The organism is Paenibacillus sp. EPM92, assembly GCF_016586185.1.
GTDB lineage: Bacteria > Bacillota > Bacilli > Paenibacillales > NBRC-103111 > Paenibacillus_G > Paenibacillus_G validus.
Genome location: NZ_BCPS01000102.1, coordinates 1 through 26,921 on the forward strand (window position 1 = coordinate 1; position 26,921 = coordinate 26,921).

Annotated in this window: 22 protein-coding genes and 2 pseudogenes; 7 read left to right on the forward strand and 17 right to left on the reverse strand. The window is 50.7% G+C overall.

The features are described 5' to 3' along the window. Nucleotides 1-275: 275 nt before the first annotated feature. The 9 genes and pseudogenes from rfbF to JMF85_RS25310 all read right to left on the reverse strand — a co-directional run. Nucleotides 276-887, reverse strand: a pseudogene (gene rfbF / locus JMF85_RS25270) (glucose-1-phosphate cytidylyltransferase); the annotation flags it as partial. Between the two features lie 41 nt (nt 888-928). After that, nucleotides 929-1,696, reverse strand: coding sequence for a glycosyltransferase family 2 protein (locus JMF85_RS25275; RefSeq protein WP_201319180.1), 768 nt, complete (start codon nt 1,694-1,696; stop codon nt 929-931). After that, nucleotides 1,693-2,340: a sugar transferase gene (locus JMF85_RS25280; protein ID WP_305781553.1), complete on the reverse strand. Its 648-nt coding sequence runs from the start codon at nt 2,338-2,340 to the stop codon at nt 1,693-1,695. The genes JMF85_RS25275 and JMF85_RS25280 overlap by 4 nt, the downstream gene beginning before the upstream one ends. Nucleotides 2,341-2,433: 93 nt before the next feature. Next, nucleotides 2,434-2,559 (reverse strand): annotated as a pseudogene (locus JMF85_RS25285) (sugar phosphate nucleotidyltransferase); the annotation flags it as partial. Between the two features lie 190 nt (nt 2,560-2,749). Further along, complete coding sequence (locus JMF85_RS25290) at nt 2,750-4,573, reverse strand: polysaccharide biosynthesis protein (RefSeq protein ID WP_201319181.1); 1,824 nt, start codon at nt 4,571-4,573, stop codon at nt 2,750-2,752. Between the two features lie 27 nt (nt 4,574-4,600). Further along, nucleotides 4,601-5,302, reverse strand: coding sequence for a CpsD/CapB family tyrosine-protein kinase (locus tag JMF85_RS25295; RefSeq protein WP_127608281.1), 702 nt, complete (start codon nt 5,300-5,302; stop codon nt 4,601-4,603). Beyond that, nucleotides 5,283-6,047: a YveK family protein gene (locus JMF85_RS25300; RefSeq protein WP_201319182.1), complete on the reverse strand. Its 765-nt coding sequence runs from the start codon at nt 6,045-6,047 to the stop codon at nt 5,283-5,285. The genes JMF85_RS25295 and JMF85_RS25300 overlap by 20 nt, the downstream gene beginning before the upstream one ends. 130 nt (nt 6,048-6,177) lie before the next feature. Beyond that, the gene (locus JMF85_RS25305; RefSeq protein WP_201319183.1) at nt 6,178-8,607 is read right to left on the reverse strand and encodes an S-layer homology domain-containing protein; all 2,430 of its coding nucleotides are present in this window, start codon (nt 8,605-8,607) and stop codon (nt 6,178-6,180) included. 259 nt (nt 8,608-8,866) lie between these two features. After that, nucleotides 8,867-9,631 carry a tyrosine-protein phosphatase gene (locus tag JMF85_RS25310; protein ID WP_201319184.1) on the reverse strand — a complete coding sequence of 255 codons (765 nt, stop codon included), beginning with the start codon at nt 9,629-9,631 and terminating at the stop codon, nt 8,867-8,869. A gap of 223 nt (nt 9,632-9,854) precedes the next feature. Here JMF85_RS25310 and JMF85_RS25315 point away from each other — a divergent pair, with 223 nt between their 5' ends. Beyond that, the gene (locus tag JMF85_RS25315) at nt 9,855-11,399 is read left to right on the forward strand and encodes an ATP-binding protein (protein WP_127608285.1); all 1,545 of its coding nucleotides are present in this window, start codon (nt 9,855-9,857) and stop codon (nt 11,397-11,399) included. Nucleotides 11,400-11,471: 72 nt separating this feature from the next. Here the strand turns inward: JMF85_RS25315 and JMF85_RS25320 are convergent, their stop codons facing one another. Continuing rightward, nucleotides 11,472-13,367, reverse strand: coding sequence for a PrkA family serine protein kinase (locus tag JMF85_RS25320; RefSeq protein ID WP_127608286.1), 1,896 nt, complete (start codon nt 13,365-13,367; stop codon nt 11,472-11,474). Between the two features lie 237 nt (nt 13,368-13,604). Here JMF85_RS25320 and JMF85_RS25325 point away from each other — a divergent pair, with 237 nt between their 5' ends. Next, nucleotides 13,605-14,411 (forward strand): DUF2161 domain-containing phosphodiesterase, encoded by an 807-nt coding sequence (locus tag JMF85_RS25325; RefSeq protein ID WP_127608287.1) that lies wholly within the window; start codon nt 13,605-13,607, stop codon nt 14,409-14,411. 17 nt (nt 14,412-14,428) lie between these two features. Here JMF85_RS25325 and JMF85_RS25330 read toward each other — a convergent pair whose 3' ends face one another. The 6 genes from JMF85_RS25330 to JMF85_RS25355 all read right to left on the reverse strand — a co-directional run bounded on the left by JMF85_RS25330 (nt 14,429) and on the right by JMF85_RS25355 (nt 19,508). Further along, entirely contained in the window at nt 14,429-15,367 is a 939-nt protein-coding gene (locus JMF85_RS25330) for an NAD(P)/FAD-dependent oxidoreductase (RefSeq protein WP_127608288.1), read from the reverse strand. Nucleotides 15,368-15,569: 202 nt separating this feature from the next. Further along, entirely contained in the window at nt 15,570-15,875 is a 306-nt protein-coding gene (locus JMF85_RS25335) for a hypothetical protein (RefSeq protein WP_155614496.1), read from the reverse strand. Between the two features lie 15 nt (nt 15,876-15,890). Then, entirely contained in the window at nt 15,891-16,079 is a 189-nt protein-coding gene (locus JMF85_RS28260; RefSeq protein ID WP_164751845.1) for a hypothetical protein, read from the reverse strand. A gap of 246 nt (nt 16,080-16,325) precedes the next feature. Continuing rightward, entirely contained in the window at nt 16,326-17,630 is a 1,305-nt protein-coding gene (locus tag JMF85_RS25345) for an ABC transporter substrate-binding protein (RefSeq protein ID WP_127608289.1), read from the reverse strand. 157 nt (nt 17,631-17,787) lie between these two features. Further along, on the reverse strand, nt 17,788-18,624 hold the full coding sequence (locus tag JMF85_RS25350) for a carbohydrate ABC transporter permease (protein WP_054796071.1): 837 nt from the start codon (nt 18,622-18,624) through the stop codon (nt 17,788-17,790). Beyond that, nucleotides 18,624-19,508 (reverse strand): carbohydrate ABC transporter permease, encoded by an 885-nt coding sequence (locus tag JMF85_RS25355; protein WP_127608290.1) that lies wholly within the window; start codon nt 19,506-19,508, stop codon nt 18,624-18,626. The genes JMF85_RS25350 and JMF85_RS25355 overlap by 1 nt, the downstream gene beginning before the upstream one ends. A gap of 171 nt (nt 19,509-19,679) precedes the next feature. Here JMF85_RS25355 and JMF85_RS25360 point away from each other — a divergent pair, with 171 nt between their 5' ends. From JMF85_RS25360 to JMF85_RS25375, 4 genes are read left to right on the forward strand one after another with little or no spacing between them, the layout of a single operon-like run. After that, nucleotides 19,680-21,482, forward strand: coding sequence for a cache domain-containing sensor histidine kinase (locus tag JMF85_RS25360; RefSeq protein WP_201319185.1), 1,803 nt, complete (start codon nt 19,680-19,682; stop codon nt 21,480-21,482). After that, complete coding sequence (locus JMF85_RS25365; protein WP_127608292.1) at nt 21,463-23,085, forward strand: response regulator; 1,623 nt, start codon at nt 21,463-21,465, stop codon at nt 23,083-23,085. The genes JMF85_RS25360 and JMF85_RS25365 overlap by 20 nt, the downstream gene beginning before the upstream one ends. Continuing rightward, nucleotides 23,082-23,513: a hypothetical protein gene (locus JMF85_RS25370; protein WP_201319186.1), complete on the forward strand. Its 432-nt coding sequence runs from the start codon at nt 23,082-23,084 to the stop codon at nt 23,511-23,513. The genes JMF85_RS25365 and JMF85_RS25370 overlap by 4 nt, the downstream gene beginning before the upstream one ends. Before the next feature lie 14 nt (nt 23,514-23,527). Continuing rightward, complete coding sequence (locus tag JMF85_RS25375; protein ID WP_127608294.1) at nt 23,528-24,604, forward strand: phosphodiester glycosidase family protein; 1,077 nt, start codon at nt 23,528-23,530, stop codon at nt 24,602-24,604. A gap of 326 nt (nt 24,605-24,930) precedes the next feature. Here JMF85_RS25375 and JMF85_RS25380 read toward each other — a convergent pair whose 3' ends face one another. Beyond that, nucleotides 24,931-25,089: a hypothetical protein gene (locus JMF85_RS25380; protein ID WP_155614500.1), complete on the reverse strand. Its 159-nt coding sequence runs from the start codon at nt 25,087-25,089 to the stop codon at nt 24,931-24,933. Nucleotides 25,090-25,318: 229 nt separating this feature from the next. On the opposite strand from JMF85_RS25380, the gene JMF85_RS25385 reads away from it, so the two are divergent. After that, the gene (locus JMF85_RS25385) at nt 25,319-26,878 is read left to right on the forward strand and encodes an alpha/beta fold hydrolase (RefSeq protein ID WP_201319187.1); all 1,560 of its coding nucleotides are present in this window, start codon (nt 25,319-25,321) and stop codon (nt 26,876-26,878) included. Nucleotides 26,879-26,921: the final 43 nt, after the last annotated feature.

Consider the following 26,921-nt stretch of genomic DNA (forward strand, 5'->3'; position numbering starts at 1 on the left):
ACGCGGCTTCTCCATCTCTCCGACATGCATGCAGCACATCGATGATGCCTTCGAGGATTTCACGGGCATGATGGAGAAGTCCCAAATCTGTTGGGTACTTGATGTCTGCGGGGGCGCATGTGGCATCAAGCATGAGAGTTCCCTTGTTCCTAACGTTGACTGACGATGTGGCTGCAGTTGTTGCGGTAGATGACAGGACATGTAGCTTCTTCATGCCAGTGCGCCTTTTCTTGGGATCCACCGTCTTTTCCTCAGGGATGGACAGCGCTTCGCCCATCACCATCTATAAAATCGATAACCTTCGGCTCAAATACCATAAAGCCGCCATTAATCCACCCACCATCTTCTTTGGACTTTTCCTTAAAACTGTTGATTCCCTCGCTCTCGTCAATATCAAGCTTTCCAAAACGTCCGCCCGGTTGAATAGCTGTCATAGTAGCAATGTGTCCATGAAATTTATGAAATTCTACTAATTCTTTAATATTTACATTTGCAACCCCATCACCATAGGTAAGCATAAAGGTTTCTTCACCGATATAATCCTTCACTCTCTTTATGCGGCCTCCAGTCATAGTGTGCAACCCCGTGTCAACCAGTGTAACCTTCCACGGCTCAGTATAGTTATTATGAACAACCATCTTGTTTTCCGCAGTAAAATCAAACGTAATGTCTGACATATGTAGATAATAGTTGGCAAAAAACTCTTTAATAACATACTGTTTGTACCCGCAACAAATAATAAAATCATTGTACCCAAAGTACGAATAATATTTCATGATATGCCACAAGATGGGCTTCTCGCCGATTTCAACCATAGGCTTTGGTTTTAAATGACTTTCTTCACTGATTCTTGTCCCGAATCCGCCGGCTAAAATTACGACTTTCATTAGTATTTCCTCCGATATTTCCATATCTCTAATTATTTAATTTATTTCGAGAAATAGTATTTCTTGATGTTATTTAAAACATAAAAGGTGTAGTAATAGATACATTTAAATAAAGGCAACTTGATCACATTACGATAATTTGACCACTGTCTCTTTAAAGCTTTTACCTTGTTATTTGATAACGAACCGCTTACTCGCCTGTACATAGCTAGATTTTCATTTAATCCATATGCGATATGCCCCTTTTTGAGAAGCATCAGCCATGTCAGATTATCCTGACCTCTCCTAATAAGTGGCATTCTAAAATCTCCGAGAATGTCCTTATCTATTACTACGGTAAGGCACCCTATAACCGTATTTTTAAGTCCCTGACTATAATTAAGACTTGCAGGAACTCGAAATATCTTTGTTTTATCACTAACATTTTCTCTCATCAACTCGTAGCTAGTGAATGTAAAACCGTAGTTATTGTCCACCATAAACCTAAGTTGCACTTCTAACTTCTCTTCTTTCCAACCATCGTCAGAATCTAGGAATGCAATAAATCTACCCCTAGCATTCTCCAACGCTGTATTACGAGCAACTGCCGCCCCTGAATTCTCAGTCAAATTAATGAGCCTTATCCGAGTATCTTTTTTAGCGTACTCTCTGATAATATTTTCCGTATTATCAGAAGACATATCATTGACAATAATCATTTCCCAGTTGCTATAGGTCTGTGCAAGCACACTATCGATTGTTTGTGATATGTATTTCTCACAATTATATGCAGGTGTAATAATCGATACCAAATTATTACCGTGATTCATACATTTAACTCCTCACCCTTTTTTGTTGCTATTACTTCTTGGGTGTGTTTTAAATCTCTACCCGTACCGCCTTCCACAACTCCCTCTCGCTTTAGCACACTGATGATAGTTCCAAAAAAGCATTTCACATCCATCACAAACCCCATACTTTGAACGTACTCTCCATCCAATCTTGCTTTTACCTCTATGGACAGCTCATCTCGACCATTGATCTGAGCCCATCCGGTAAGTCCTGGAACAATATCATTTGCACCATACCTATCTCTTTCCTCGATCAAATCATATTGATTCCAAAGAGCAGGTCTTGGCCCAATAATACTCATATCACCTTTTAGTATGTTTATTATTTGTGGTAATTCGTCAAGACTAGTCTTCCTAAGCAATTTGCCGCTTTTAGTAATGAATACCGCAGGATTCTCAAGCATGTGGGTAGGCATATCCTTAGGTGCATCGATCCTCATTGTTCTAAATTTTAATATGTAAAAATATTTTTTATCTTTACCGACACGCTTTTGCATAAAAAGAATAGGTCCCTTTGATTCCAACTTTACAATTACTGCCACGGTTAGAAGGATAGGACAAAATACAAACAAGGCTATTATAGATAACGTGAAATCAATCATTCTCTTAACTATTGGGTATATTTTCACTAAAACACCTTCAACTCATTCAAAGATTATAATTACATCATCAGAGTACAAGCACTAGTCATTCTAATGAAGTAACATATATACTGCTTCTTGCATATATTGAATCGTTGGTTTATCGACGATGGGCAGCATTTCTTTGGGCATCGCCTTAGTAGCCGGAAGAAATCTTGTTCCAAGCCCTGCGGCTGGAATGATTGCTTTACGCACCTTCATTCTGTGAGATCTCCTTTATTCGCTTTTCCGAGCACTACTCCCTCAAAGTAGTGTCATTTGTAAGTAAAAAATTTATTAATATGTCATTTTTTTAATGCTAATTATTACTCGCTGTTTATTATACAAACTATAAATGGCCCCCTTGTATAAAGAAAGCCATTCTCAATAGCGCTAATATATATGTATGGATTTACGAAACATTCAAATAGGTCGGCACCATACTCTTCAAATACTCTCTGATCATGGCTCGATCTTCAATTAACACTCTCTCCAGCTTCTTAAGCTCAAACTCAAGCTGCGATTGGTTAACAAAGGTAGGTTTTCCGATGAAGATCCTGTCATGTTTTGTAGAGCCAATCCCTTCCTCATCGGTTAACAGCTCCTCAAACAGCTTCTCACCAGGGCGAATGCCGCTGAACTCAATCTCTATGTCTTCATACGGCTCAAACCCGGACAAACGAATCAAATCCTCGGCCAGTTGTACGATTCGCACCGGCTCGCCCATATCCAGGATGAATACCTCTCCACCTTGCGCTAGAGCACCGGCTTGAATGACCAGCTGCACTGCTTCAGGTATCGTCATGAAATAACGGATCATGTCGGGATGGGTAACCGTAACCGGACCTCCTAGTGCAATTTGCTGTTTGAAGTACGGAATTACACTACCGCGACTTCCGAGAACATTGCCAAATCGTACGGCTACAAACTTCGTTTTACTGGTCTTGTCCAGAGACTGAACGATCATTTCCGCAATACGTTTGGTCGTCCCCATAATACTGGTCGGGTTGACCGCTTTATCCGTGGAGATGAGCACGAATCTTTCGCTTTCGAAGCGGTCCGCCGCCTCCGCAACGTTCTTCGTACCGAACACATTGTTCTTGATTGCTTCCGCCGGATTGCGTTCCATCAGGGGCACATGCTTATGCGCCGCCGCGTGGAAAACGACCTCTGGGCGAAACGTTTGAAACACTTCGTTAATTCTTTCTCTATCTTGTATATCGGCAATAACGGTCTCAATCGGTAATGCCGGATATTTCCTGCGCAGCTCCATCTCGATGTTGTAAATGCTGTTTTCTCCGTGTCCTAATAACAGTAAGCACTTCGGATGGAAAGGAGCAATCTGTCTGCACAGCTCGGATCCGATGGAACCGCCGGCTCCCGTGATCAAGACCATCTTATTTTCCACATAATTCGCAATACCCTCAAGGTCAACCTTGATCGGGTCTCGACCCAATAAATCTTCAACTTCGACTTCCCGAATTTCTTTAACGGTTACTTTGCCGTTAATCAGATCGTTAAGTCTCGGAATAATTTTCAGTTTAGCTTTCGTCGACTTGCACACTTCAATAATTTCGGCAATCTCTTTCTTGGATAAAGAAGGAATGGCGATCACAATCTCATGAATGTTCATTTTATGTACAAGGTCGCTAATATTTTTTCTCGACCCGATAACAGGCAGGTCATGGATGCGCTGCTTATGTTTGGTCTTGTCATCATCAATAAAGGCAATCGGATAGAGTTCGGCATCCGGTTGATTCAGCATTTCTTTCGCAATCATCGCCCCGCAGTCACCGGCGCCATAGATAAGGGCATGCTTCTTGGTCTCTCTCGGCTTTAAGAAGAACCGATCCCGTACAATTCTCCAAGCAAACCGGGAGCCGCCGATCATGAGCATCAAAGTCTCGTAGTTACGAAGCATCACAGATAACGGAACTCTTTGCAGCGTAAACAAATATACAAGCGCGTAGGAAATAATAACGCCTATGGTGACCGATTTGAAAATAGCTACAATTTCATGAACGCTGGCATACTGCCATACTCGATTATAAAGCTTGAAATAACGCATCGTCAGGAAACATACGATACTGGAAATGACGCCGTAAAGCATCGCTTGCGTAAGGGTAGAGGATGGAATTTGCCCGTCAAAACGCAGTACATACGATGTCATGATGCTAAACCATATAATCATGATGTCTAACATGACAAGCATTGATAGCCGTTTCTCGTAACTCATGTCCATCCCCCAATTAATCATTACAATTTAATTTTTGGACTCGGGAGCCCCGTAGTAATAATAGTAATACGACTCCGCATTCTTCCGATCCATATTATTCAGAACGACGCCCAAGATCCGGGCGTTCACATGTTCCAGATTGGCCTTGGCTTTAATCGCCATGTCGCGCTTGACTTTCCCCGAGTCTATCACCAGGATGACGCCGTCGCTCTTGGTAGCGACAATCTGCGAATCGGTAACGGCCAAAATAGGCGGCGCATCGATTAAGATGACATCGAACCGTTCCTTGAGATCATCCAGAAGCTTGGTCATCCGCTTGGAGGCCAGCATTTCTGACGGATTTGGCGGTATAGGACCGGATGTAATCAAGTTCAGGTTCGGAATATAAGACTCCCGAACGACTTCATCCAGTTCAGCTTGCCCGGAAAGAACGGAGGTCAAGCCCATACGGTTGGACAAAGAAAAAGTATGATGCATGGTCGGTTTACGCAAATCCGCATCGATTAGGACCACTCGCATGTCTGCCTGCGCATAAGCGACGGCCAAATTCGTTAACGTCGTCGATTTCCCTTCTCCCGGGCCGGCCGAGGTTGCCATAATGACGCGCAGCTCCTCATCGATAGCAGAGAACTGAATATTCGTACGCAGTGTCCGGTAAGCCTCCGAAATCGGTGATTTCGGATTCTCGTGCGTAATGATCGGCCTGCGATTATTGGTTGATGGTAACACGAGACGGTTCACCTACCTGTCCTTGTCTGGAAGATGTGGAAGCGGCTTTCGGACCGGCCATATCTTCCTCTTTAATTCTCGCGATCATGGCAACGGTCGGCAGATCGAGATATAGCTTGATGTCCTCTTCCGTCTTGATCGAATCATCCAAATAGTCCATTAAGAAAGCTAGTCCGACAGCCATCATCAGCGAGACGACTAAACTGATGGCAATGTTTAAGTTCGGATTCGGCTTTACTGGAACCGGATTATCCACATATACCGCTTCATTTAGCAGAGAAACATTGTCCACTTTCATAATGGATGGGATCTCATCTTGAAACACTTTCGAAACGGCATTCACAATGTCTACCGCTTTATTGTAAGAGTTGTCCTGAACGACTAACGTCATTACTTGCGTATTATTGACGGAGCTTACTCGAACCTTATCGATTAATTGCTCAGCAGTCAGATTGAACTGCGGATACTCCGCCGCCACTTTCCCCATGATACGCGGTGTCTTGATTACTTCCTTGTACGTATCGATCAAACGAATATTCAAGTTGACCGAGTTGATATCGACTTGCTGGAGTCCTTGCTGCTCATTCGATTTATTCACAATTAATTTGGTAGAAGCCTCATAAACGGGTGCCATGAAAAAGTAACTAACTACGCCGGTCGAAATGGTACAGACCAGTACAAAAATTAGGATTAACCAGATCCGTTTGCGAATGATCTTGATGTAATCCCGCAAATCGAGTTCCATTATGTTCCCCCATCCCTAGCAAAACAACTATTGTCTAAAACTCGAAGCATTTAACACGGGTAAATTTACCATTTGCGTCTTCTCAAAGAGTGTACCTCCCCCCGCAAGGAGGGAGGTACATGAAAGTAAATTACTTATTCAGCAAACGATAAATGACGACTGCCGCTTGCGCACGGGTGGAGTTAGCATTCGGATTAAATGCCCCGCCTTCTTCGCCGACAATGATGCCCTGCGATGCGGACAATGCGACGCCCGCTTTCAACGATGCGTTGATCGATGCGCTGTCGTTGAATGCTTTCAACGCTGCATCCGCGTCGGCGACCGGCGCCAGATCCTTCACAGCTGTCAAGGCTCTGGCTGCAATAGTAGCCATCTCGGCACGCGTAATTTTACCGTTCGGATCGAATTGGCCTTCGGAACGACCGTTCACAAGACCGTGCTTCACTGCCGAAGCCACATACGGCTTGAACCAGTCGGAATCGTTCACGTCGTCGAAGCTTTCTTCTGCATTCGGAACATCGAGACCGAACGTATTGATGATCATTTTCGCAAACTCTGCACGAGTCACCGTATCATTCGGAACGAATTGCTTGTCAGCGCGACCTTCGACGATTCCCTTAGCCGCTGCCACCTCGATCTGACGTCCGGCCCACGCTTTAACGGATGCCGTGTCATCGAAGGTTACGTTGTTCTCGACGACTGTATAGGACGAGAATCCGCTGCGGTTGGCCGTCAGCTGGTTCGTGTCTGCATCGTACATCCCGCCGTAAATCACGAGTGCGCCGTCAACGATTTTCGCCAGTGTCAGTTTTTCTTTATCGAACTTGGAAGCATCCTTGATCGGGAGGCTTAATTGGACCGGTTCACTGAAGGTGGATACGACTTTGCCGTCAACTGTAATCGTAAAATCAAGCACCACAGAAGCGACCGGCAAGTCCGTGGCATCCGTTGCTACGGACGCATCCAGGTTTTGCACATCCAAGGTGGTATCGCCTTTAAACGCATCCGGGCTGAGAGCAACACCGATGCCGTTAAACTCGACTTTGACATGCCCTACACCATTGCTTTGCGCAGCCGCCAAGATGTCTTTCGCGAGCGGAACCGCTACGGACTTCGCATTGATGTTGCCCAGCGAGAGCTTGAGCTCCACTTTCAGGCCTGCGGTGTTTGCACCTAGCGCTTTCAGCTTGTCCGTCAATTGCTTGGCTTGCTCCGCGAGTGCTTGGATCTGTTTAACCAGAGCGGCCGCTTCGATTTTCACTTCCGCTTTATCGCCGGTCACGGTAACTTTACCGGAAAGATCGATCGTCGCTGCTTTCTCAAGAGCTTGCGCCGCTTTAGCTGCCAGGTTGTCGATGTACGCTTTCTTGCCGGCAGCATCCAGCTTCTCCAGCTCTTTAGCCGCATTATCCAATTCTTTGATCACCGTATCGACTTGCGGGCTGGTCGGATTGCTTGGCGTTCCGCCGCCACCACCGCCCGTGCCGCCACCGCCGCCCGTGCCGCCACTGCTGCCGTCGTCATAAGACAAGGTGATTTCTTTCTTCAGTAAAACTTTATTATGTAACGGAAGCGTATCGACTAATTGGATCCGGGCATAAATTTCGCCGGTATAAGTGCCTTCCGTCTTGGTGCTTGCCGTCACTTTGCCTGTATTCTCATCATACGAAATGGCAGCGTTGCCGTTCGCAGGCTCGAAGCTCCAATCCAAAATAGCTGCCGGCACTTTTTGTCCCATAACATCAAAGGTAAAGCTGGTAGAGCCGCTTGTTCCGGATTCTACGACATTGCCTACCGAAGTGGCCGCCTCGTAACGCAGAACGGAAAGAGCTATATTTTCCAAAGCCTTATGTTCAGGATCCGCTTCATTGATGAGATTCATAGCCACATCGGCTACATCTTCTTCATTAATCGGGTTCGATGGATTAACACCTTTCAAAACCGTGCTGAAATAATTGTTTGGATCATCCATCACTTTCTTAATAGCCGCTTTAATTTCGACTTTCATTTTGTTCTCGTCAACGGCTAATGCAGCCAGCTGCGCAAGAGACTTCTCACTGATCTGAGTCAGCAGCGAATCTTGAACCGCAAGCGCGTATTTAATCGCTTCATCGATCGTTAATTGAGGATCGTTCAAGTCCGTGTGGGCTTTATTCGCCAAGTCATTCAAGGTTTGGCGGATGACCGGATCGTTCAAATAATCGTAAGCCGCTTCTTTGTTCGTATTAAAGAACAAGCCGAGACTCGCAAACAAATTCAAAACCTTGGCCGAGCTAATGTCCTGACCAATCTTATCGGTAAGCGGTTGTACCAAGGCTACATCGTCAATCGCTTTAAGCTTGGCGCGGGCATCGCGGATCGGTTGCTTCTCCGTTGCGTCGTCCCACAGGAATGCCCGGTATTGCTGCAGCCTCGTTGCAACATCATCAATATCCGTTGCGGCATAAGCCGTGCTAATCCCAATCTTCTCGAACAAACCTTTGTTGCTCAGCGGCAGGCCTGCAAATGCGCTAAACGTTAAACTTGCAGCTACTGTAGTGGCTAATACCTTCTTCTTCACTATTCACATTCCTCTCCTCGTCAAACTTTATGTATAAAGTAATATTCGAAGACACATCATCCCGTACCTGTGCGGCTGTAAGATATAGCGAACAGAGAGATTCACCTTCTATATAACTTTATCGATGGTTATAGATCTATTTGCATAGTTCTTTATACTCATTCTTCAATCTTGCATTAAAATGGTAACATGATCGGATAAGTCGGTCAATAATTATTGTTAAATCTAAACGTTTTTTTAGTTCACGGGAACTGCGCCGCTATGACCAGAAGCTCCACCATTTCTTCTTATGCGCTTGGGGCGCAAGCACCGGGACTTCTTCATTATGAATGATTCTTCTCGCATTTTCTGTGAAATAGTCCACCTTGGCCTCCCCGCATTGCTCAGCCACCAGCGAATAGGCCTGACGAAGGGCGAACGCCCGGCTGTCGACATTGTGAGCGTCGGATGAGATAAAGTGAGCCAGGCCTTGTTCGCACCAAGCGAAGCATAGCTTCTGCAGCTTGCGGCCGAAGGCGCCGTTGACGGAATGGGACGTAAGCTGGGCCAGGGCGCCCAGATCGATGAGGCGGGCCAGCTTATCGGGAGATGCGGCAAGAACTGCGTTGCGTTCCGGGTGGGCGATGATCGGAATGCGGTTCATGAGCCTCAGCTCATGAATCATTTCTTCCGTGTAAGCAGGCACGTCGGCGGTCGGCAGCTCAAGGAGCAGGTAAGCGGTATCATGCAAAGTAATCGCATGGCCGGACTGCAGCTCGTCCAGAAGGTCCCGGTGAATCCGCACCTCTTGGCCGGCAAGCACCTTGACGGCTATAGCGTTCTCCTCCAGCAATGTGTTCAGCTTAGCGACGTCATGGCGAACTTGCCCGCCGGGGTTCGTGTATTTTCCGTTATAATGATGGGGCGTAGCGATGAGGGTATGTATGCCTTCCTTCTCGGCCGCTTGTGCCATGAGAAGGGCTTGACGCTCGTCCGCAGCGCCATCGTCGATACCGGGCAGTATATGCGTATGTATATCAATCAAGTTTCCATTCTCCCTACCTTCATATCATTCTTTATTGCATAATTAAATTATAGAGGCTCGGGAACACGTTTGTCATTCGCGTTTTCTGTGAATTTTCGCACCATTTCAATGTTGGGATTTACTTCACAAATCGACAAGCAGTATAATGAATGACTGTGAACTGTTACGTTATTACCATCCATGTTATAATGAAATGAATGCGACAGGCAGGTGATCTCATTTCATGCAGAAAATCCCAGTTGTTCGTGATAAAAGAAGTTCCGATATTCTGATCATTCCGTCGGATGAAGTCGTGAAGATCGAAAGCATCCGAGATAAAGAATACATCGTTCATACCGCGAACGATAAATTTTATTGGGCTGCCTCCCTCGAAGCTTTCGAAGAGTGTCTGTTCGAAGAAGGCTTCCGTTTGATCGATCAGATGAACGTCGTGAACATGAACCATGTGAAAGAATATGATCCGCGCAAAGGCGTCGTCAAACTGCAAACCGGCTCCTCCACCTCCTACAAGACCGCGTCGGCGGCATGGATACAAGGCGAACATGTCACCAACGTCATCAATCTCTTACGCAAGATGAAAGATCTGGATCACGGCATCCCGGAAGAGGACGACGACATCTTCGAAACGATCTTGGCGCAGGAAGAAGACTATCGGTTTGCCCGTTCATATGCGATGATTAAAGCGCTTTACGAGAAAAAAAAAGCCGAGATTCTGCTCGAAGAAAGCGAGCTGCGGTATAAATCGTTGTTCGAGCATAACCCCGATCCGATCTGCTCGCTCAATTTGAGCGGGCACATCACCAGCGTAAACCCGGCGATGTTCGCCGTTGCCGGCTATACAGAGAAAGATTTGCTTCACAAAACGATCGATACGCTGCTTGTTCCGGAACATTACGCCCGTTGGTCGCAGAGCTTCTTCGAAACGCTGAAAGGCGCGACCCCTCATTATGAGCTTTCGTTCCGGCACAAAAATGAGGACCGGCTGGTCGAGCTGAGCGTATTGAACTTCCCGATCTTCGTAGGCAAACAGATCGCAGGCGTCTATATGATCGGCCAGGACATCAGCGAACGCAAACGCGCGGAAGAAATGCTCATCCGTTCGGAGAAGCTGTCCATCGTCGGACAACTCGCGGCCGGTGTCGCGCACGAAATCCGTAATCCGCTGACTTCGCTCAAAGGGTTCGTACAGTTGATGCAATCCCGGGTAGCCGGGTTCGACAACTACTTCAACATCATGATGGAGGAACTCGAACGCATCAACTTTATCGTCAGCGAATTTCTCGTCATCGCCAAGCCGCAATCGGTCAAGTTCCAGCCGAAGGATGCGGCCGTTATTTTGCACAATACGATATTGCTGATCGGTTCCCAAGCCATTATCCATAACGTCAATATTGTCACCGAAACGGATCACGACGTGCCGCTCATCAATTGCGACGAGAATCAAATCAAGCAGGTGTTCATCAATATTTTGAACAACTCGGTAGATTCCATGGAAGAAGGCGGCGAAATCCGCATTCAATTCAAAAAACAAGAGGACGGTTACGTCCTGATGCGTTTCACCGACCAGGGCTGCGGGATTCCGGAGGATCGCATTCCGAGATTGGGCGAGCCGTTCTATACGACGAAGGAGAAAGGCACAGGCCTCGGCCTGATGGTCACGTTCAAAATCATCGAAAGCCACGGGGGCAAAATGAAAATATTCAGCGAAGTCGGAAAAGGGACGACGGTTGAGATTTATATGCCCGCGGCTGATTCCGCTCCTCGTTAGCACCCTCATGAGAAAAGCCTGCCGATACCTCACAAGGTTTCGGCAGGCTTTTCCGTTGTAACGCCGGCAGGACTATCTGTTCAGCAGGCTTCCCACATAACGCAGCAGCTCGTTAGCAGAGGCTGTCGTGTACCCGTGTTCTTCCACAAGCCGCTTGATCACTTCGTTGATCCGTTTCAATTGATTTTCATCCGGCGTCTTGGTGGACGTCGTAATTTTCACGATATCCTTCAGATCGGTGAACAGCTTCTTCTCAATCGCCTCGCGCAGCCGCTCGTGGCTGCTGTAATCGAACCGCCGCCCCTTGCGGGAGTACGTGGACATGCGGATCAAAATTTCTTCGCGGAACGCCTTCTTCGCATTCTCCGAAATGCCGATCTGCTCCTCGATCGATCGCATCAGCCTCTCGTCCGGGTCCATCTCCTCGCCGGTCAGCGGGTCTTTAATTTTCCCCCAGTTGCAGTAAGCTTCAATGTTGTCGAGGTAGTTGTTGAACAGCGTCTTGGCGGACTCGTCGAACGAGTAAACGAACGCCTTCTGCACTTCCTTCTTCGCCAGCTCGTCGTACTCTTTACGCGCGATCGAGATGAAGTTCAAGTACCGTTCACGCTCATCCTTCGTAATCGAAGGATGCTGATCGAGACCGTCCTTCAGGGCGCGAAGCACGTCGAGCGCGTTAATGAACTCCAGGTCGTGACGAATCAAGGCGCTGGAGATGCGGTTGATGACATAACGCGGATCGATCCCGGTCATGCCTTCCTCCAGAAATTCGTTCTGCATCTCCTTCAAATCGGCATCCTTGTAGCCCTCGACTTCTTGCCCGTCATACATGCGCATCTTCTTGACGAGGTCCATCCCCTGCTTCTTCGATTCCTTCAAGCGCGTCAAAATCGAGAAGATCGCCGCCGCCCGCAGCGAATGCGGAGCGATATGTACGTGTTTCATGTCACTCTGCTGGATCAGCTTCCCATATATTTTCTCCTCTTCCGATACCTTCAGGTTGTACGGGATCGGCATGACGATCATACGCGACTGAAGCGCTTCGTTCTTCTTGTTCGCAATGAACGACTTGTACTCGGATTCGTTCGTATGCGCCACGATAAGCTCATCCGCCGATATTAACGCAAACCGCCCCGCTTTAAAGTTGCCTTCTTGCGTCAAGGAAAGCAGGTTCCACAAAAATTTCTCGTCGCACTTCAGCATTTCCTGGAACTCCATTAGCCCCCGGTTCGCCTTGTTCAGCTCCCCGTCGAAACGATATGCGCGCGGATCCGATTCGGAGCCGAACTCCGTAATCGTGGAAAAGTCGATGCTGCCCGTCAAATCCGCAATGTCCTGCGACTTCGGATCGGAAGGACTGAACGTCCCGATCCCTGTACGGGTGTCCTCGGAAATAAGCACCCGCTCCACCAGCACGTCCTCGATGCGCCCCCCATATTCCTCCCGAACCCGAATTTGGCACGACGGGCACAGGTTGCCCTCAATCTTCACGCCGAACTCCCGCTCCACATCCGGCCGAAGCTCCAGCGGAATCAGGTGCAGCGGCTCCTCATGCATCGGGCAGCCCTTGATCGCGAAGACGGCGCCTTCGTCGGTACGCGAATATCGCTCCAGCCCGCGCTTAAGCATCGTGACGATTGTCGATTTCCCCCCGCTGACAGGTCCCATCAGCAGCAAGATGCGTTTGCGGACGTCCAGACGTCTTGCCGCCGAATGAAAGTATTCTTCGACCAATTTCTCGATCGGATGATTGAGCCCGAAAATTTCTTTCTCAAAAAATTGATATTTTCGATGCCCATTCTCCTCTACAATTCCATGAGAGGCGATCATTTCGTACACGCGCGCATGAGCCGTCATGGCAAGTCGAGGATTGTCGCGGAGCTTCTCCAGGTACTCGGCGAAGGTACCGGTCCATGCCAGTCTTTCGGTTTCCGTGCGATAATCGGCAATTTTCTTGAATATATTCATGATTCATAACCTCCTCCGGGCTTTGCGGCGCAAAACCAGCTTCATGAGCATCGGTACAGGATAAGGGCAGCAATAACATCCTTTGTATCAACATCGGGAACCCTCTTTCAGTAATCCGAAGTGTATTAAATACCTATGCAGGAAAGCGGACGAAGTTGACCGAAATTTTTAGACAAATTGTTGGATATGGCCTATAATGGCTGTAGTTAACAACCGATGGAAGGAGTGCGGACCCGAGTGGCGATCAAAAGCGAAACCGAGCTGTACGCCCCCGTCAAAACTTACCTGGAGCAGCTCGGCTATGAGGTGCGGGGCGAGGTGCGCCACTGCGATTTGGTCGCGATCCGCGGCGACGAGCCGCCGCTTATCGTAGAGCTGAAGCGAAGCTTCTCGATTCCGCTGCTGCTGCAAGCCATCGACCGGCTGCGGATGTCTCGCACCGTCTACGTCGCCTTCGAGAAGCCGGACAAAGGCAGAGCGCCTCACCGTGCAAGCTGGCCCGAGCTTCGAACCTTATGCGGCATGCTCGGGCTCGGGATGATGACCGTGCAGTTCTACAAAACAAAAAAACCTCGCGTCGAGGTTGAATGTCATCCGCCCGAAGCGGCCGAAGGCCGGCTGAGCGCCGGAAACGGACGGAGGCCCAGAACGAGCAAATATGCGGCCGGCAAGCTGGAGCAGGAGTTCCGCGAACGACAGGGCGATTACAACGTTGGCGGGAGCTCGAAGCGCAAGCTCGTGACCGCGTATCGCGAGAAATCGCTGCACCTCGCCGCACTGCTAAGGCAGTACGGACCGATGTCTCCGCGCAAGCTGCGCGACATGACCGGAAACAGCCGCTCGGCCGCCATGCTCCAGAAGAACGTATACCTCTGGTTTCAACGCGTGGAACGAGGCGTATACCAGCTCACCCCGCAGGGCGAGGAAGCGCTGCTGACGTACGCTCATGTCGTCCAGGCATTCCGGCTGGAACCCGTCCCCCTAACCGGGGAAACGAACGAAGCTGCAGCCGAACCCATCGGCAGCCTCAGTGGCTCCGTGTGACCGCGCAGCCCTGCGCTTCAACCCTGAATGTGCCGTCGGGCTCCCCGCTTGAGCAGCTCCTTGTGAATCCAAATCGCGGCTTGCGACCCTTCGCCCATGGCGATGACCGATTGCTCGGCATGCACGCCGATGTCTCCGGCCGCCCATACGCCGGGCACCTGGGTCATTTTCGTTCGCGGGTCGGTGACGATGTGTTTGTTCTCCATCCGCTCGATGCCGAGCGAGACCGCCCAATCGGAGTGAACCCTGTTCCCGCCGAAGGCGATGAATCCCCGTTCTCCCTGTATCGTCTCGCCCGTCGTTAAACGAACGCCGCCGAAGGCTCCCTCTTCCGAACTTCCGTTTCCTAAGACTTCAGCAATCTCCGCCTCCACGTATGCAATGCCAAGCTCCTCGAGCTTTCCCCTATGCGCGCTGCCTATCGCCTTCCGTTCATGATTGACATACACCAGATCATCGCACCAATACTTCAGCGCGAGCGCCATCCCGGAGCCGGCTTCGCCCGCCCCCATCACGATCGTTCGTCTGCCGACCGTCTCGTAGCCGTCGCAATCCGGGCATACATACACGCTATAACCGAGCCTCTCTTCCAATCCGGGTAAGGCCGGATAGCGGTCGGCAATGCCTGTCGCGATCAGCAGCGTTCTGCCCTTCAGGACCCCGCCGCTCCCACCGCCGTATAAGGCGACCTCGAACGTCTCCCCGTCGCGCGCGGCGGCAAGCGCTTCATCCTGCACGAACTCCACCCCTAACCGCTGCGCCTGGAGCTGTCCGAGACGCCGCAGCTCCTGTCCGGAGACACCGTCCGGCCAACCGATGAGGTTCCGGTAGCTGCGGCACAGCGTTGACCTGCCGTAACCCTTGTCCACAACCTTGACGCGGTGGCCGTAACGGCCTAGCTGAATCGCCGCTTGAAGCCCGGCAAACCCTCCGCCGACAATGATGCAATCGTACATAAGCAGAATGCTCCTTCCTCTCCCCGTTCAGTTACAAACTAGTTTCCCCATAAGGATGGACATTCCATGCATGATGCTTCACGTAGACCTAAAAGCCTAATCTAAACTTTATAATTAGGTAAATTGGCCTATTTCCAGTTTTTAATGTACACTAAATTGGTAGGAGTCATTTGTATAGGAGGGGTCATCTTGCTTCGAACGCTTATGTGGATATACCATCGCTTAATGAAAAACATTTATAAACGGAAAGGCTCTTGGCAAAGCGAGAAGTTTTACTATCACCATCAAAAGGAAAAACAGTACCGCGGGTGGTAAACTTGCCATATATTTTCCAGCCTCTCCGCCTTACCCCTCCGTCGTGTGCTGGCGAAGGTTCCGGAACGCGATCCGCCTCGATCAACCCGTACAGCGCGATTTGCAGCGCGGAGCTGCCGAGCAGTACCCAGGGCAGCACTTCAATGCCTGCGTTCCCCACCATGTATCTGGCGATTAATACGATAACGTTCACGCTTGGCCGGCCGATCTACCGGATCCGGTTCGTATCGGTCGATACGTCATACACGAGCGTCAAATAACCGACGCAATAGAAAGCGCTTGCAATCCCATTGCAGACAGCGAACAGGAGATAGTAATTCACGAGATGTTCTCCCGTAAACACGACGGACAAATAAAAGACGGCATGCATGCCGATTCCGATACGGTAACCGACCATGCGATCATTCTGCTTGATCTGCCACCCCCGATGATGAATGAGAAAATAACGGAAGTGTAGTTAACTGCGTAATAGATGCCGTTAATGGCCATACTTTCGGTCAACCGCCACAGGTAAAGAAAGACACCGAACATGGAAGCTCCGAACTGAAAGCACAGTTGATGCGCTGTTATTTCCCGGAAACTCTCCCGAATGGATTGCAAAAGACACCGGTCCTGTAACCGGACCGGTGTCTTTGAATCGACCTTATTTTTTCAAGCTGTCCCATGTTTGTTGGAACTCGGTCAGCATTTGATCTTTCGTTTTTTGCTTCGCGACATAAGCCTGCATCGTAGCCGCGAACTTCTTGCTGGACGCTTCGCCGCCCGGGAATTTGAACCAGTTCCAGCTAAGCGTTTTGTTGTCTTTGCTGTAACGGATAATGTCGGCTGCCAAAGGTCCGAGAATCTTCTCGTCAGCTGGAATCGATTTGAACGCCGGGATAAATTTGAACTCTTCAACAATGTACTTTTTACCCATATCGGACGTTACGAGCCAGTTAAGGAACTTCTTCGCCTCTTCTTTGTTCGGCGAGTTTTTGTTAATCACCCAGTTGTTCGGTACGCCGACCGGCAGCTTGTCGTTCGCCGCTGCGTCGTCACTGATCGGCATCGGCAGGAAGCCGACCTTCAGGTTCGGGTTCGTCTGCGTCAATTGCAGCTGCGTCCAGTTCCCTTGCTGCGTCATCGCCGCTTTGCCTGTCGCGAACTCGGTCACTTGTGTTTTGTAGTCGGTTTGCAGCGGGTTTTTGTTGCCGTATTGCAGCTGCAGATCGAACAATTTCACCCATTGATCGAACACAGGGTTGCCCGGGATTTTAGCCGCGCCGCTGTTCAAGTCGGCGATAAATTTGTTAGGATCCGGTTGGTAAGCGAACGGCAGGTTCACGAAGTGGTTGCCAAGCACCCACCATTCCGCATAACCGTTCACGAACGGTGTAATGTTTTTGGCTTGCAGCTTCTTCGCCGCATCCTCGAGCTGCGAGATCGTCTTCGGCGTCTCGGTGATGCCGGCTTGTGCGAACAAGTCCTTGTTATACAGGAAGCCGTACCCTTCCAGGTTAAGCGGCTGACCGTACAGCTTGCCGTCCTTGGTCATCGGTTCTTTCGCAACGTCGACGAGGTCCTTCACCCATGGCTCTGCGGAGAGATCCTCCAGGTGCTCGATCCATTTGTCAAGATCGGAGAAACCGCCGTTGTTGAAGATATCCGGTTTATCTCCGGAATTGAACTTCGCCATCAGCGCTGCGCCGTAGTCCGCGCCGCCGCCAACGGTGTCGATTTGAATTTTTACGCCCGGGTTCGCCTTCTCGTACTCGGCTGCCAATTTGGCAAGCGGCTCGGCGATTTCCACTTTAAACTGGAACATTTTCAGGGTGACGTTCTTCGCCGCTCCGGCATTACCTTCCGTTCCGCCCGTGCTTGGCGCTTCCTCTTTCTTAGCGCAACCTGCGGCAACGGACATCGCCATAATGGCCGCCAGACTCAAGCTTACGATTTTCTTTGCATTCATCGAAGTAACCTCCCTTATTTCTGAACCATTTTTATTTATGATTTACAAGTTTATTGTATAAAATGCCCACCTTGCCGAACACAGAGAAAATTGATCGAAAAGGTGGAACATTTTGAACAAACGCTTTCATTGGAAGTTCGTAACCCTGGGTATCCGGTTAGCCCTTAACCGAACCGGCCGTAATTCCTTCGATAATGAAGCGCTGCATCGACAGGAAGAAGATGATGATCGGAATGACGCCGAGCACGAGCGCCGCGAGCGCCATATCCCACTGCTTCGTATACTGACCGAAGAACGAATACGTCGCCAGCGGAATCGTCCGCAGATCCGGATTGTTCAATACGAGAAGCGGCAGCAGGAAGTCGTTCCAAATCCATAAGCTGTTCAGCAGGACGATCGTAACCGACATCGGCTTCAAGAGCGGGAAAATGATTTTCCAGAACACGCCGTACGGGGTGCATCCGTCCACCGTTGCGGACTCCTCGATTTCCTTCGGAATCGATTTAATGAAGCCGTGATACAGGAACACGTTCAACGATACGCCGAAACCGAAGTAACAAATGATGAGACCGAGCCGGCTGTCCATCAGACCGACCTCGCTGGCAACCTTCACGAGCGGGATCATGATCGATTGGAACGGAATGACCATCGCGGCCACGAACGCAAGAAACAGCCAATTATTGAAACGCGACGGATGGCGGACGAGCCGGTAAGCCGCCATGGAGCTGATCAAGACGAGTCCCAAGTTGCTGACCACGGTGATGATCAGCGAGTTCGAGAACACTCTTGGGAACTTCATAATCCCCCAAACCTTCGCATAGTTGGCGAGGTTGAACGATTGCGGCAAATTGGCCGAATTCACGAGCAGCTCCCCGAACGTTTTCATCGAATTGACGATAACGAAATAGAACGGTACGAGGAACAGCAGGCCCAGCACAATGCCCAGCACTTCAAGCGAGAACAGGCGGAAGTTGTAGTTTTTGCCCGATTCCATTACGCTTCGACCTCCTTCCGCTTCGTAACGGTAACTTGAATCATCGTAATGATGGCAACGACGATGAAGAAGATGAACGCTTTTGCCGTCCCGAGACCGTATCGGTTGTTCCGGAACGCTTCTTCATAGATGTTCAGCGCTACCGACTGGGTCGAGTTGAACGGACCGCCTTGCGTCAGCGACACGTTAAGATCATACATTTTGAACGCCCATGAGATGGTAAGGAACAGACAGACCGTGATGGACGGCATGATCATCGGGAACGTGATGTTCTTCAATGTCTGCCAGCGATTGGCGCCGTCGATATACGCGGCCTCCTGCAGCTCCTTCGGCACGTTCGCCAGCCCCGCAATGTAGATGACCATCAAATAACCGGCATGCTGCCAGACGCTGACGATGACAAGCGCCCAGAAGGCGGTCGGCGAATCGCCCAGCCAAGGAAGCTGAAAAAACCAAAGTCCCGTCAGCTCGCCGATGTTGGAGAATCCTTTGACGAAGATGAACTGCCAGATGAACCCGAGCAGCAGGCCGCCAATGACGTTCGGCATGAAAAATACGGTACGGAGCATGTTGCGCGTCTTGAGCGCCTGCGTCAGCAGAAGCGCCAAGCCGAACGCCACCACGTTCGCAAGAAGAACTTCGGTGACGGTGAATCGTGTCGTGAACCAGAACGACCTATGGAAATCTTTATCCTCCAGGAGGATATGTTTGAAATTGTCAAAACCGATCCACTTGACGTTTGAGGTGACCCCGTTCCACTCGGTGAACGAGTAGTACATACTCATGACGAACGGGACGATGACGATGATGCCGAAGAAAATGAAAGCCGGCCCTACGAACACGAGCTGCTGCAGCGCGCTTGATAACCGCTGATTTGCTTTCATGGGTACCTCCCCCTTTTGGTCTTAAAGTTTGCAAAATTCTTGTAAAGTATACCCTTAGTATAGAAAGTGCGGCTGACAATGAACATGGAATCTCTTGTCGGATCAGGTGGAATTTATTGATCTTTGTTGGTACAATTAAGGGCGCTAGCGCCAAAATCAGGAGGGACGCCCTTGATCCGAAACAGCATCCGCAACAAGCTGATCTTATTTCTGCTGGCCGCAACCATCTTGCCGATCTCCACGTCGATCGTGATGACGTATTACGTCACCGAACGCCAGGTCATCCAAGATACGATACAGACTAACTCCAACCTGATTTATCAAGGAAAAACGAATCTCGTCAACTATTTGAACGGGGTCAAGCAGGCGACGCTGCTCGTTTACAATGACAACAATTTATATACGGTGATCGAGAACGGGGCCACCGGATTCGGCAGCCGCCAGGAAATTATACGGGGCTTGCTGAGCATCAACAACGCGGTTCAAGAAATTCATCAAGTGTACCTGTATCTGAGCAAAACGGATAAAGCTTTCCTGTATACGCAGGGCAATACGAATTCAAATGAAAGCAGCCGATCCAAATATGTGCCCAGCGTGGATAAAGGCAACGTCTGGATCGAGCCTACGCATTCGAGCCATACGTATGCGATGTTCCCTTTCAATCCGCTGCCGACCGCTACCGTCTTTACGTTTCACCGCTCGATTACCAACTCGCTGACGATGGAAGATCTCGGCACCCTCTCGGTAGACGTCAATGTCTCGTTCATCGAGTCGATCTGCAACCAGCTGATGTCGCAAGGCGAAGAGCTGTTCGTGCTGGACGCCGGCGGCAATGTGGTGTACGGCTCCAATGCCGAGTACCGCGGCAAGATGCTGGATGAGCCCTGGGTGCGCGACTTGCTCGCTCGCGAAGAGGAACGCGGCAGTCTGGAGTGGAACGGCGGCGGCTTTAGCGGCATCCAAATGTATGAGCGTATCCGCGAGCCATACGCCGATTGGATCATTGTCAAGCGTATTCCCAACGAGCTGTTGTATGAACATGCCAAACGGCTGACGTTCGCCAATACGCTCATTTTGCTCGCCTTCATGGCGGTCGTCATCATCGGGACCGTGATTGTCTCGATCCGGTTTACGGCGCCAATCCGGAAGCTGCTCGGGTATATCGGCAAAATTCAGACCGGCAACATGCAGGTCGATATTCACGTCAAAGGCAATGACGAGTTCAGCATTCTCGCCCATCGCTTTCGGGTGATGATGCAGACGATCAACCAGCTGATCACGAAGGAATATAAGCTGGAGATCGCCAACAAGACGAATCAGTTGAAGGCGCTGCAAGCGCAGATCAATCCGCATTTTCTTTATAATGCCCTGCAGTCGATCGGAACCCTTGCCCTGCAGCACGAGGCGCCCAAAATTTATTCGCTGCTGTCCGCTCTCGCCAAAATCATGCGCTACAGCATGAACACGGGCGAACCGATCGTCCCCTTCAAACGGGAAGTCGATCACGTCCGTTCGTATTTGGCTTTGCAGCTGCACCGGTTCGAGAACGAGCTGACCGTCGAGTACCGCATCACGGACGAAGCGGCTGAGATTCCCGTACCGAAAATGATCCTGCAGCCGCTTGTCGAAAACTATTTCAAGCACGGGTTCGATCCGCGCAGCCAAATCGGGCGGCTCGAAATTGGCGGACGGCTGCTGGAGGGAAACCGGTTGGAGATCACCGTCGCCGATAACGGCAAAGGCATGAGCGCCCACCATTTGGAGCAGCTGCGCCGCAAGCTGAGACTTCCTATGGATGCCAGCGGCGAGGAGGACGGCATCGGGCTTTTGAATGTGCTAGCAAGACTCAAGCTCTACTATGACGACGAAGCGGCTATGATCGTTGAGCCTCATCAACCGGGCGGCCTCATAATCACCATAATCATTCCCTTACAACGCAAGGAGGCGGACGAAGATGATCGCCATGATCGTTGACGATGAGAAGCACGTGCGCGACGCGATTAAGCTGCTCGTGCCATGGACGACGTTCGGCATCGATACGGTGCTGGAGGCGCAGGACGGCGCCGAGGCTGTGGAGATGCTGCGGCAGCACCGGCCTCAGCTCGTATTCACCGATATGATGATGCCGCTGATGAACGGGATGGAGCTGATGGCGTGGCTGAGCGAGCATCTGCCATCCGCGAAGACGATCGTCATCAGCGGCCACGACGAATTCGACCTGGTGCGGCACGCAATCAAGCACGGCGGGGTCGACTACATCTTAAAGCCGATCGATGCGGAGCAGCTTGTGGAGACGACGCAGAAAACCGTCGCGCTGATTCGCAAGGAGCAGGACGAGCGGCGCCAGCAGCAAAGCTTGAACATGGAAATGAATCAGATTAAGCCCGTATACTGGGACACGATCTGGTCGAATTTGGTGAGCGAGCCCAAAACATACGAGAAGCATGCCAAAGAAATTGCCGAAGAGTACGGCTTGAGCCCCGACGTCACCTCGTGCCGTCTGGCGGTGCTAAGCCTCGATACGATCAGCGGCAAACTGAAGGACCGGTTCTGGTCGCAATGGGATCTGGTCTTCTTCTCGCTCATGAACGTCTGCAATGAAGTGCTGACGATGGACCGCGGTCAGCGGATCGGCGTCGCCTTCCGCTTCTGGAACAGCGAGAACGAGATCGTCCTCCTGCTGTTCCGTGAGCTGGAACGGTCGGAGGCCGTTTTCCTCCACATTCAGGAGTGCATCGTCAATACGTTCCAAAGCTCCATGGATATCGGCGTCAGCGGCGTACACCCGTTCCCGGACAAGCTGAAGGAAGCTTATGCGGAAGCGAAGCAAGCGCTGAGGCGCCGCAATCTGCTCGCCAGGCAGAAACGCATTCACGAGTACGACGACCGTCCGCCGCTCTCTGCCGGCGTGCTGTCGATGTCGGAGTACGCCGAAGCGATCCGCCTTGCGGTCCGCAGCGGCAGCGAAGAGCAAATTCGCAAATCCGTCGGCGAATGGATTGACGCCGTGCGGCGTCTTCCTTCGATCAATACGGAGCAGCTCGAGCTGTGGTGGCACGAATACAACACGCTGAAAACCCGCTGGATGAGCGAATGGTTCGGCGACGGTCCGCCTCCGCAGCGCACGCAGGACGACGCCCCGTTTCACGTCCCGATGGATGACGAAGGACGCTTATCGATCGATATGTGGGAGCAGCAGCTCGTCCGCAGCTTAACCGAGCTTTCGAAGCACATGCTGAAGTCGCAGCAGCAGGACAGCAACGTCATGTTCGAAATCGCCAAATATATACGTAATCATTATCATCAGGATATTACCTTGCAGGAGATCGCCAACCATTTCTACTTGAGCCGTGAATATATTTCCCGCAAATTCAAACAAGAGTTCGGCGAGAACTTATCCGATTATCTCAGCGGCATCCGAATTGACAAAGCCAAGCTGCTGCTGTTAAACCCTCACCTGCGCATCGCGCAGGTCGCCGCCATGGTAGGGTACGAAGATGAGAAATATTTCAGCAAAGTGTTCAAGAAAACGGTCGGCGTCTCTCCGAACGAATACAGGAAGGGGAGAGAATCTTGAATACTCCGATCGAACCGAATTTGCCGCAAGCCCCGATTCGCACTGGCCGGCCGAAGCAGGCAAAGCCGAGAACGTATACGATACTGATCGTTTCGTGGATCATTCTTGCAGGCTTGGGCATATGGGGAGCCAAAGCCTATACCGATTATCTGCAATTGCAGATCAAGACAGATATCGCCGCGCAAATCGAGAACCAGCTTGCCGCTGTGCAGGAAGACTATCAGAAGCAGATCGGCGACTTGAAGCAAAGCATGTCCGCCGATATGACCCAGTTGCAGTCGAAAATCGATTCGGTCAATGAGCTTCTCTCTTTCACGAAGGACAGCGCCAGCAGCAAAACCGACAACAGCAACCAATTGTATACGCAGCTGGCCGATGTGACGAAGAAGCTCGACGACTTGAAAAAACAACTGGATGCGCTGCAATAGGAGGTGCACCTGCGATGAATCCGATTCAACAAATCAACCGGGTGATGCTTCTCGCGTTGGCTCCGTTCCTCGGCGCACTTGGTTTTCTGGCGGCGGCGCAGCTCTCCGTAGAGCTTCCTAAACCGGTTGAACGGCCCCAGGTCGACCTGCAGCTGAGGGAGAGCCTCCAATCGGCGCTGACGAAGCTCGACCGATCCAAGGAGGATGCGGCGCTTACCCGCACTACCGTCGAGAAATACTTTCAGTTCTACGCCAAAAGCGCCGACGAAGCCGCCCGCCTGTCGAAGCTGGCGGAAGCCGCCGCCGAGCGCCCGGCAGCGATCTTCGACACGCGCGTAGCTTCCAAGCTCGGGGGGAAGGTGAACCGCTCGGCTTCTTCGGCGAATATCGATCTGAAGCTGTACACCTTCTCCGAGGAGCGTTACAAAGGGTACGCCTTGAAAGTTAATCTAAAGACCGATAAAGGGATGACAATGGTTCTGGGCGGCGACAAAGTCGGCGGCAGCGAAACGACGCTGCAAGCGGTGCGCCGCTACGGAGCGGTAGCGGGGGTCAATGCGGGAGGCTTCGCCGACGATGCGAAGACGGGCAAGCGGTACCCGCTCAGCACGACGATGGTCGGCGGCAAGTACGTATACGGCTTCGAGCCTTCCTTCGAAGACTTGACGTTCATCGGACTGAGCACCGATCGCAAGCTGATCGGAGGCAAGTTCTATAAGCAGGAAGATCTCGACAAGCTGAAGCCGTCGTTCGGCTCCACCTTCGTGCCAATCTTGCTGCAGAACGGCAAGAAGCAGCCGATTCCGCCCCAATGGGTCAGTTCTCCGGCACGCGCGCCGCGCACCGTGGTCGGCAGCTTTAAGAACGACCAGCTGTTATTTATCGTAACGGACGGATACGACGAGCGCGGCAACTCCGGTGCTACGCTCGCCGAGCTTCAGGACAAGCTTCAGTCGCTCGGCATCAAGGACGCTTACAATCTGGACGGCGGCGGTTCGTCGAGCTTGATTTTCGACGGACAAGTGATCAACCATCCGTCGGATAACGGCAAGCTTCGTCCGCTGGCAACCAACTTCCTGTTTTTTAAATGAGGCAATTGTTCACAGATTTATTCATTTTCTTGGAGTTTTTACGTTTTCTTTTAGGGGAAGGTTGGTTATAATATAGGGCGGGAGGTGCTGAATCATGTCCGCTACGTTTTGGCTTGTTATTACGGTGTTTGCTATGTTTATTACTGCGATGCTCACGGCCGCCTACAATGAAGATAAAACAAAAGGCTTGTAAGCCGTTCGCATGCGCACTCGCGGGTTGAAGGAACTCGGATAACCGGAAACGGACCGAATCGTTCAACCCGTTTGATTTATCGCGGCCTTCTCGATACATTATGTATCCGAGTTTATATGATCTAACACCTTATTTATGATGGCTCTTCTTCGGAACGGCTGCCTTCTCGTTCCTGCTTTTCATCCGAACCGCTTCCCGAACTTAAACCGCGCCAACGTTCACCGTCTATGCCCAGTTGATCCAACAAATCATCTATATCCAATTCAATCGGGGCTCGATTGGTCGTTGTCATTGTTTGTCACGTCCTTTAAGATATCGTATGCTACTAAAGTTTAATTCCAGTATATTGTGAAGTTTAGCATAACAACCGTTACAAAAAGGTTACAAAACCAACAAAATAATATACTTTTATTGTATCCTTTCTTAAATTTTAACTAAATTTTTGGTACACTGGTGAAATACATAGTCCTAATTGATCATTTACCGCTAGAGACTCGTTCACATTGGAGGACTTTGGACTTATGGCCCTACTGGCAACCAGCTACAGGATGAGTTATGAATTTACACCGAACCCCGATCCTGACGCCAAAACAATCGTACTGCTTCACGGTCTCGGTCTATCCGGCTCCTTCTGGCGATCGTTGATCCCGCTGCTATCGGTTCGTTACTCGCTGCTCGTCTGTGATTTGCCCGGACACGGCCTAAGCGGCGAAACGTCGGAAGACGTCACGTTCGCTACCCTCGCTGAAGATCTACGCTTGCTGCTCGAATCGTTGAACATAAGCTCGGTTGTCTTGGTTGCTCATGACGCGTCCGTGTATATCGCCAGGCGTTTGGCCGCGTTAACCCCTTCCAGCGTGGAGCGCATGATTTATATCTCTCCTTATATGCCCCACACGCTGCCGGCTACGCTTACCGAGCTGCAGGATCGCAGGCTTCTGCTCGAACAAGCGCCGATGACGGTCTACGCAGCCGCCATGGCGCACAAGCTGACGGGGACTCCCGGCGATGCGCTTCTGCATCAACGCATCGTCCAAGCCCATGAGCGCGTTTCTAAGGCTTTATACATACAATTGCTCGACCTCGCCGGCTCCGAGCAGGCGTTACATGAACAAGCTCACGTCCGCAAGCCGCTTATGATCATATCGGGCGAGCTGGATGCAAGCTTTCCGCCCGGCATGGCGCATATCGCGCACATGCTGTTCGACGCCTCCGCCTTCCTGATCGTACCAGGCGCCTCCAACCTCACCTTCGTGGATCAACCGTTGTATACCTCGGACTTTATCGACCGCTTCGTGCGGAAAACGCCCTTCGAACCCGGTAAGCCGAAACCGGTGGAGGACGAGCTTAAGCAAACGCTTCGTGTCCTCTGGTCGGGACGCCTCCCTTCTGCCCCTGAACGCAACCGGTTGACGATCCGTTGTATCGGAACGTTCGAAGTCAGTCTGGGCCAGCGGCCGATCCGGCTCGGTTGGAACACGCGGCACGCCAAGAGTATACTGATGTATTTGGCGTATCACCGCTCGGCAACGCGGGAACAGCTGTGCGAAACGTTGTTTCCGGAGACGGCTTTCCCCAAGGCCATGCGCAACCTTCGCGTGTATTTAAATCATTTTAGCAAGCTGCTCGAAACGGAAGACGGGCAAGAGCCTTGCTTAACGATCGAACGGGATACGATCAAATTGAATATTGAAATCGATTGCGATCTATTCGTCCTCCTGCGGGAATTGCAAAGCGCTTCCGAACAAGCGGACAGCGCTTACAAGCTCAATCAGTGTGTGACTCTTTCCGAGCAGCTGCAGAGCAAAATATTGTCCGGCTGCTTCGACCCGTTCTCCATCGCGCTCAAGGAGACCGTCGAGCAAGCATGGGAACAGTTATCATTATGGGCCGCCGATAACTGCTGCGAACGGGAACAATATGCGGAAGCCGTCCGCTTCCTGCAAAGCGGCCTGCAGTATGGCACCGGGGAAGAGCTCTTGTTCTACGACCGCCTGATCGCGATTTCTCAACGAACAGGCAATGCGAAAGAGCTTCGCAAGTGGATGCGCATGCGGAAGAAGGCCTGCGTCCCGACATAGCTGATAGCAAAAAAATAAGACTTGCCTCGGCGCACGGCCGTCC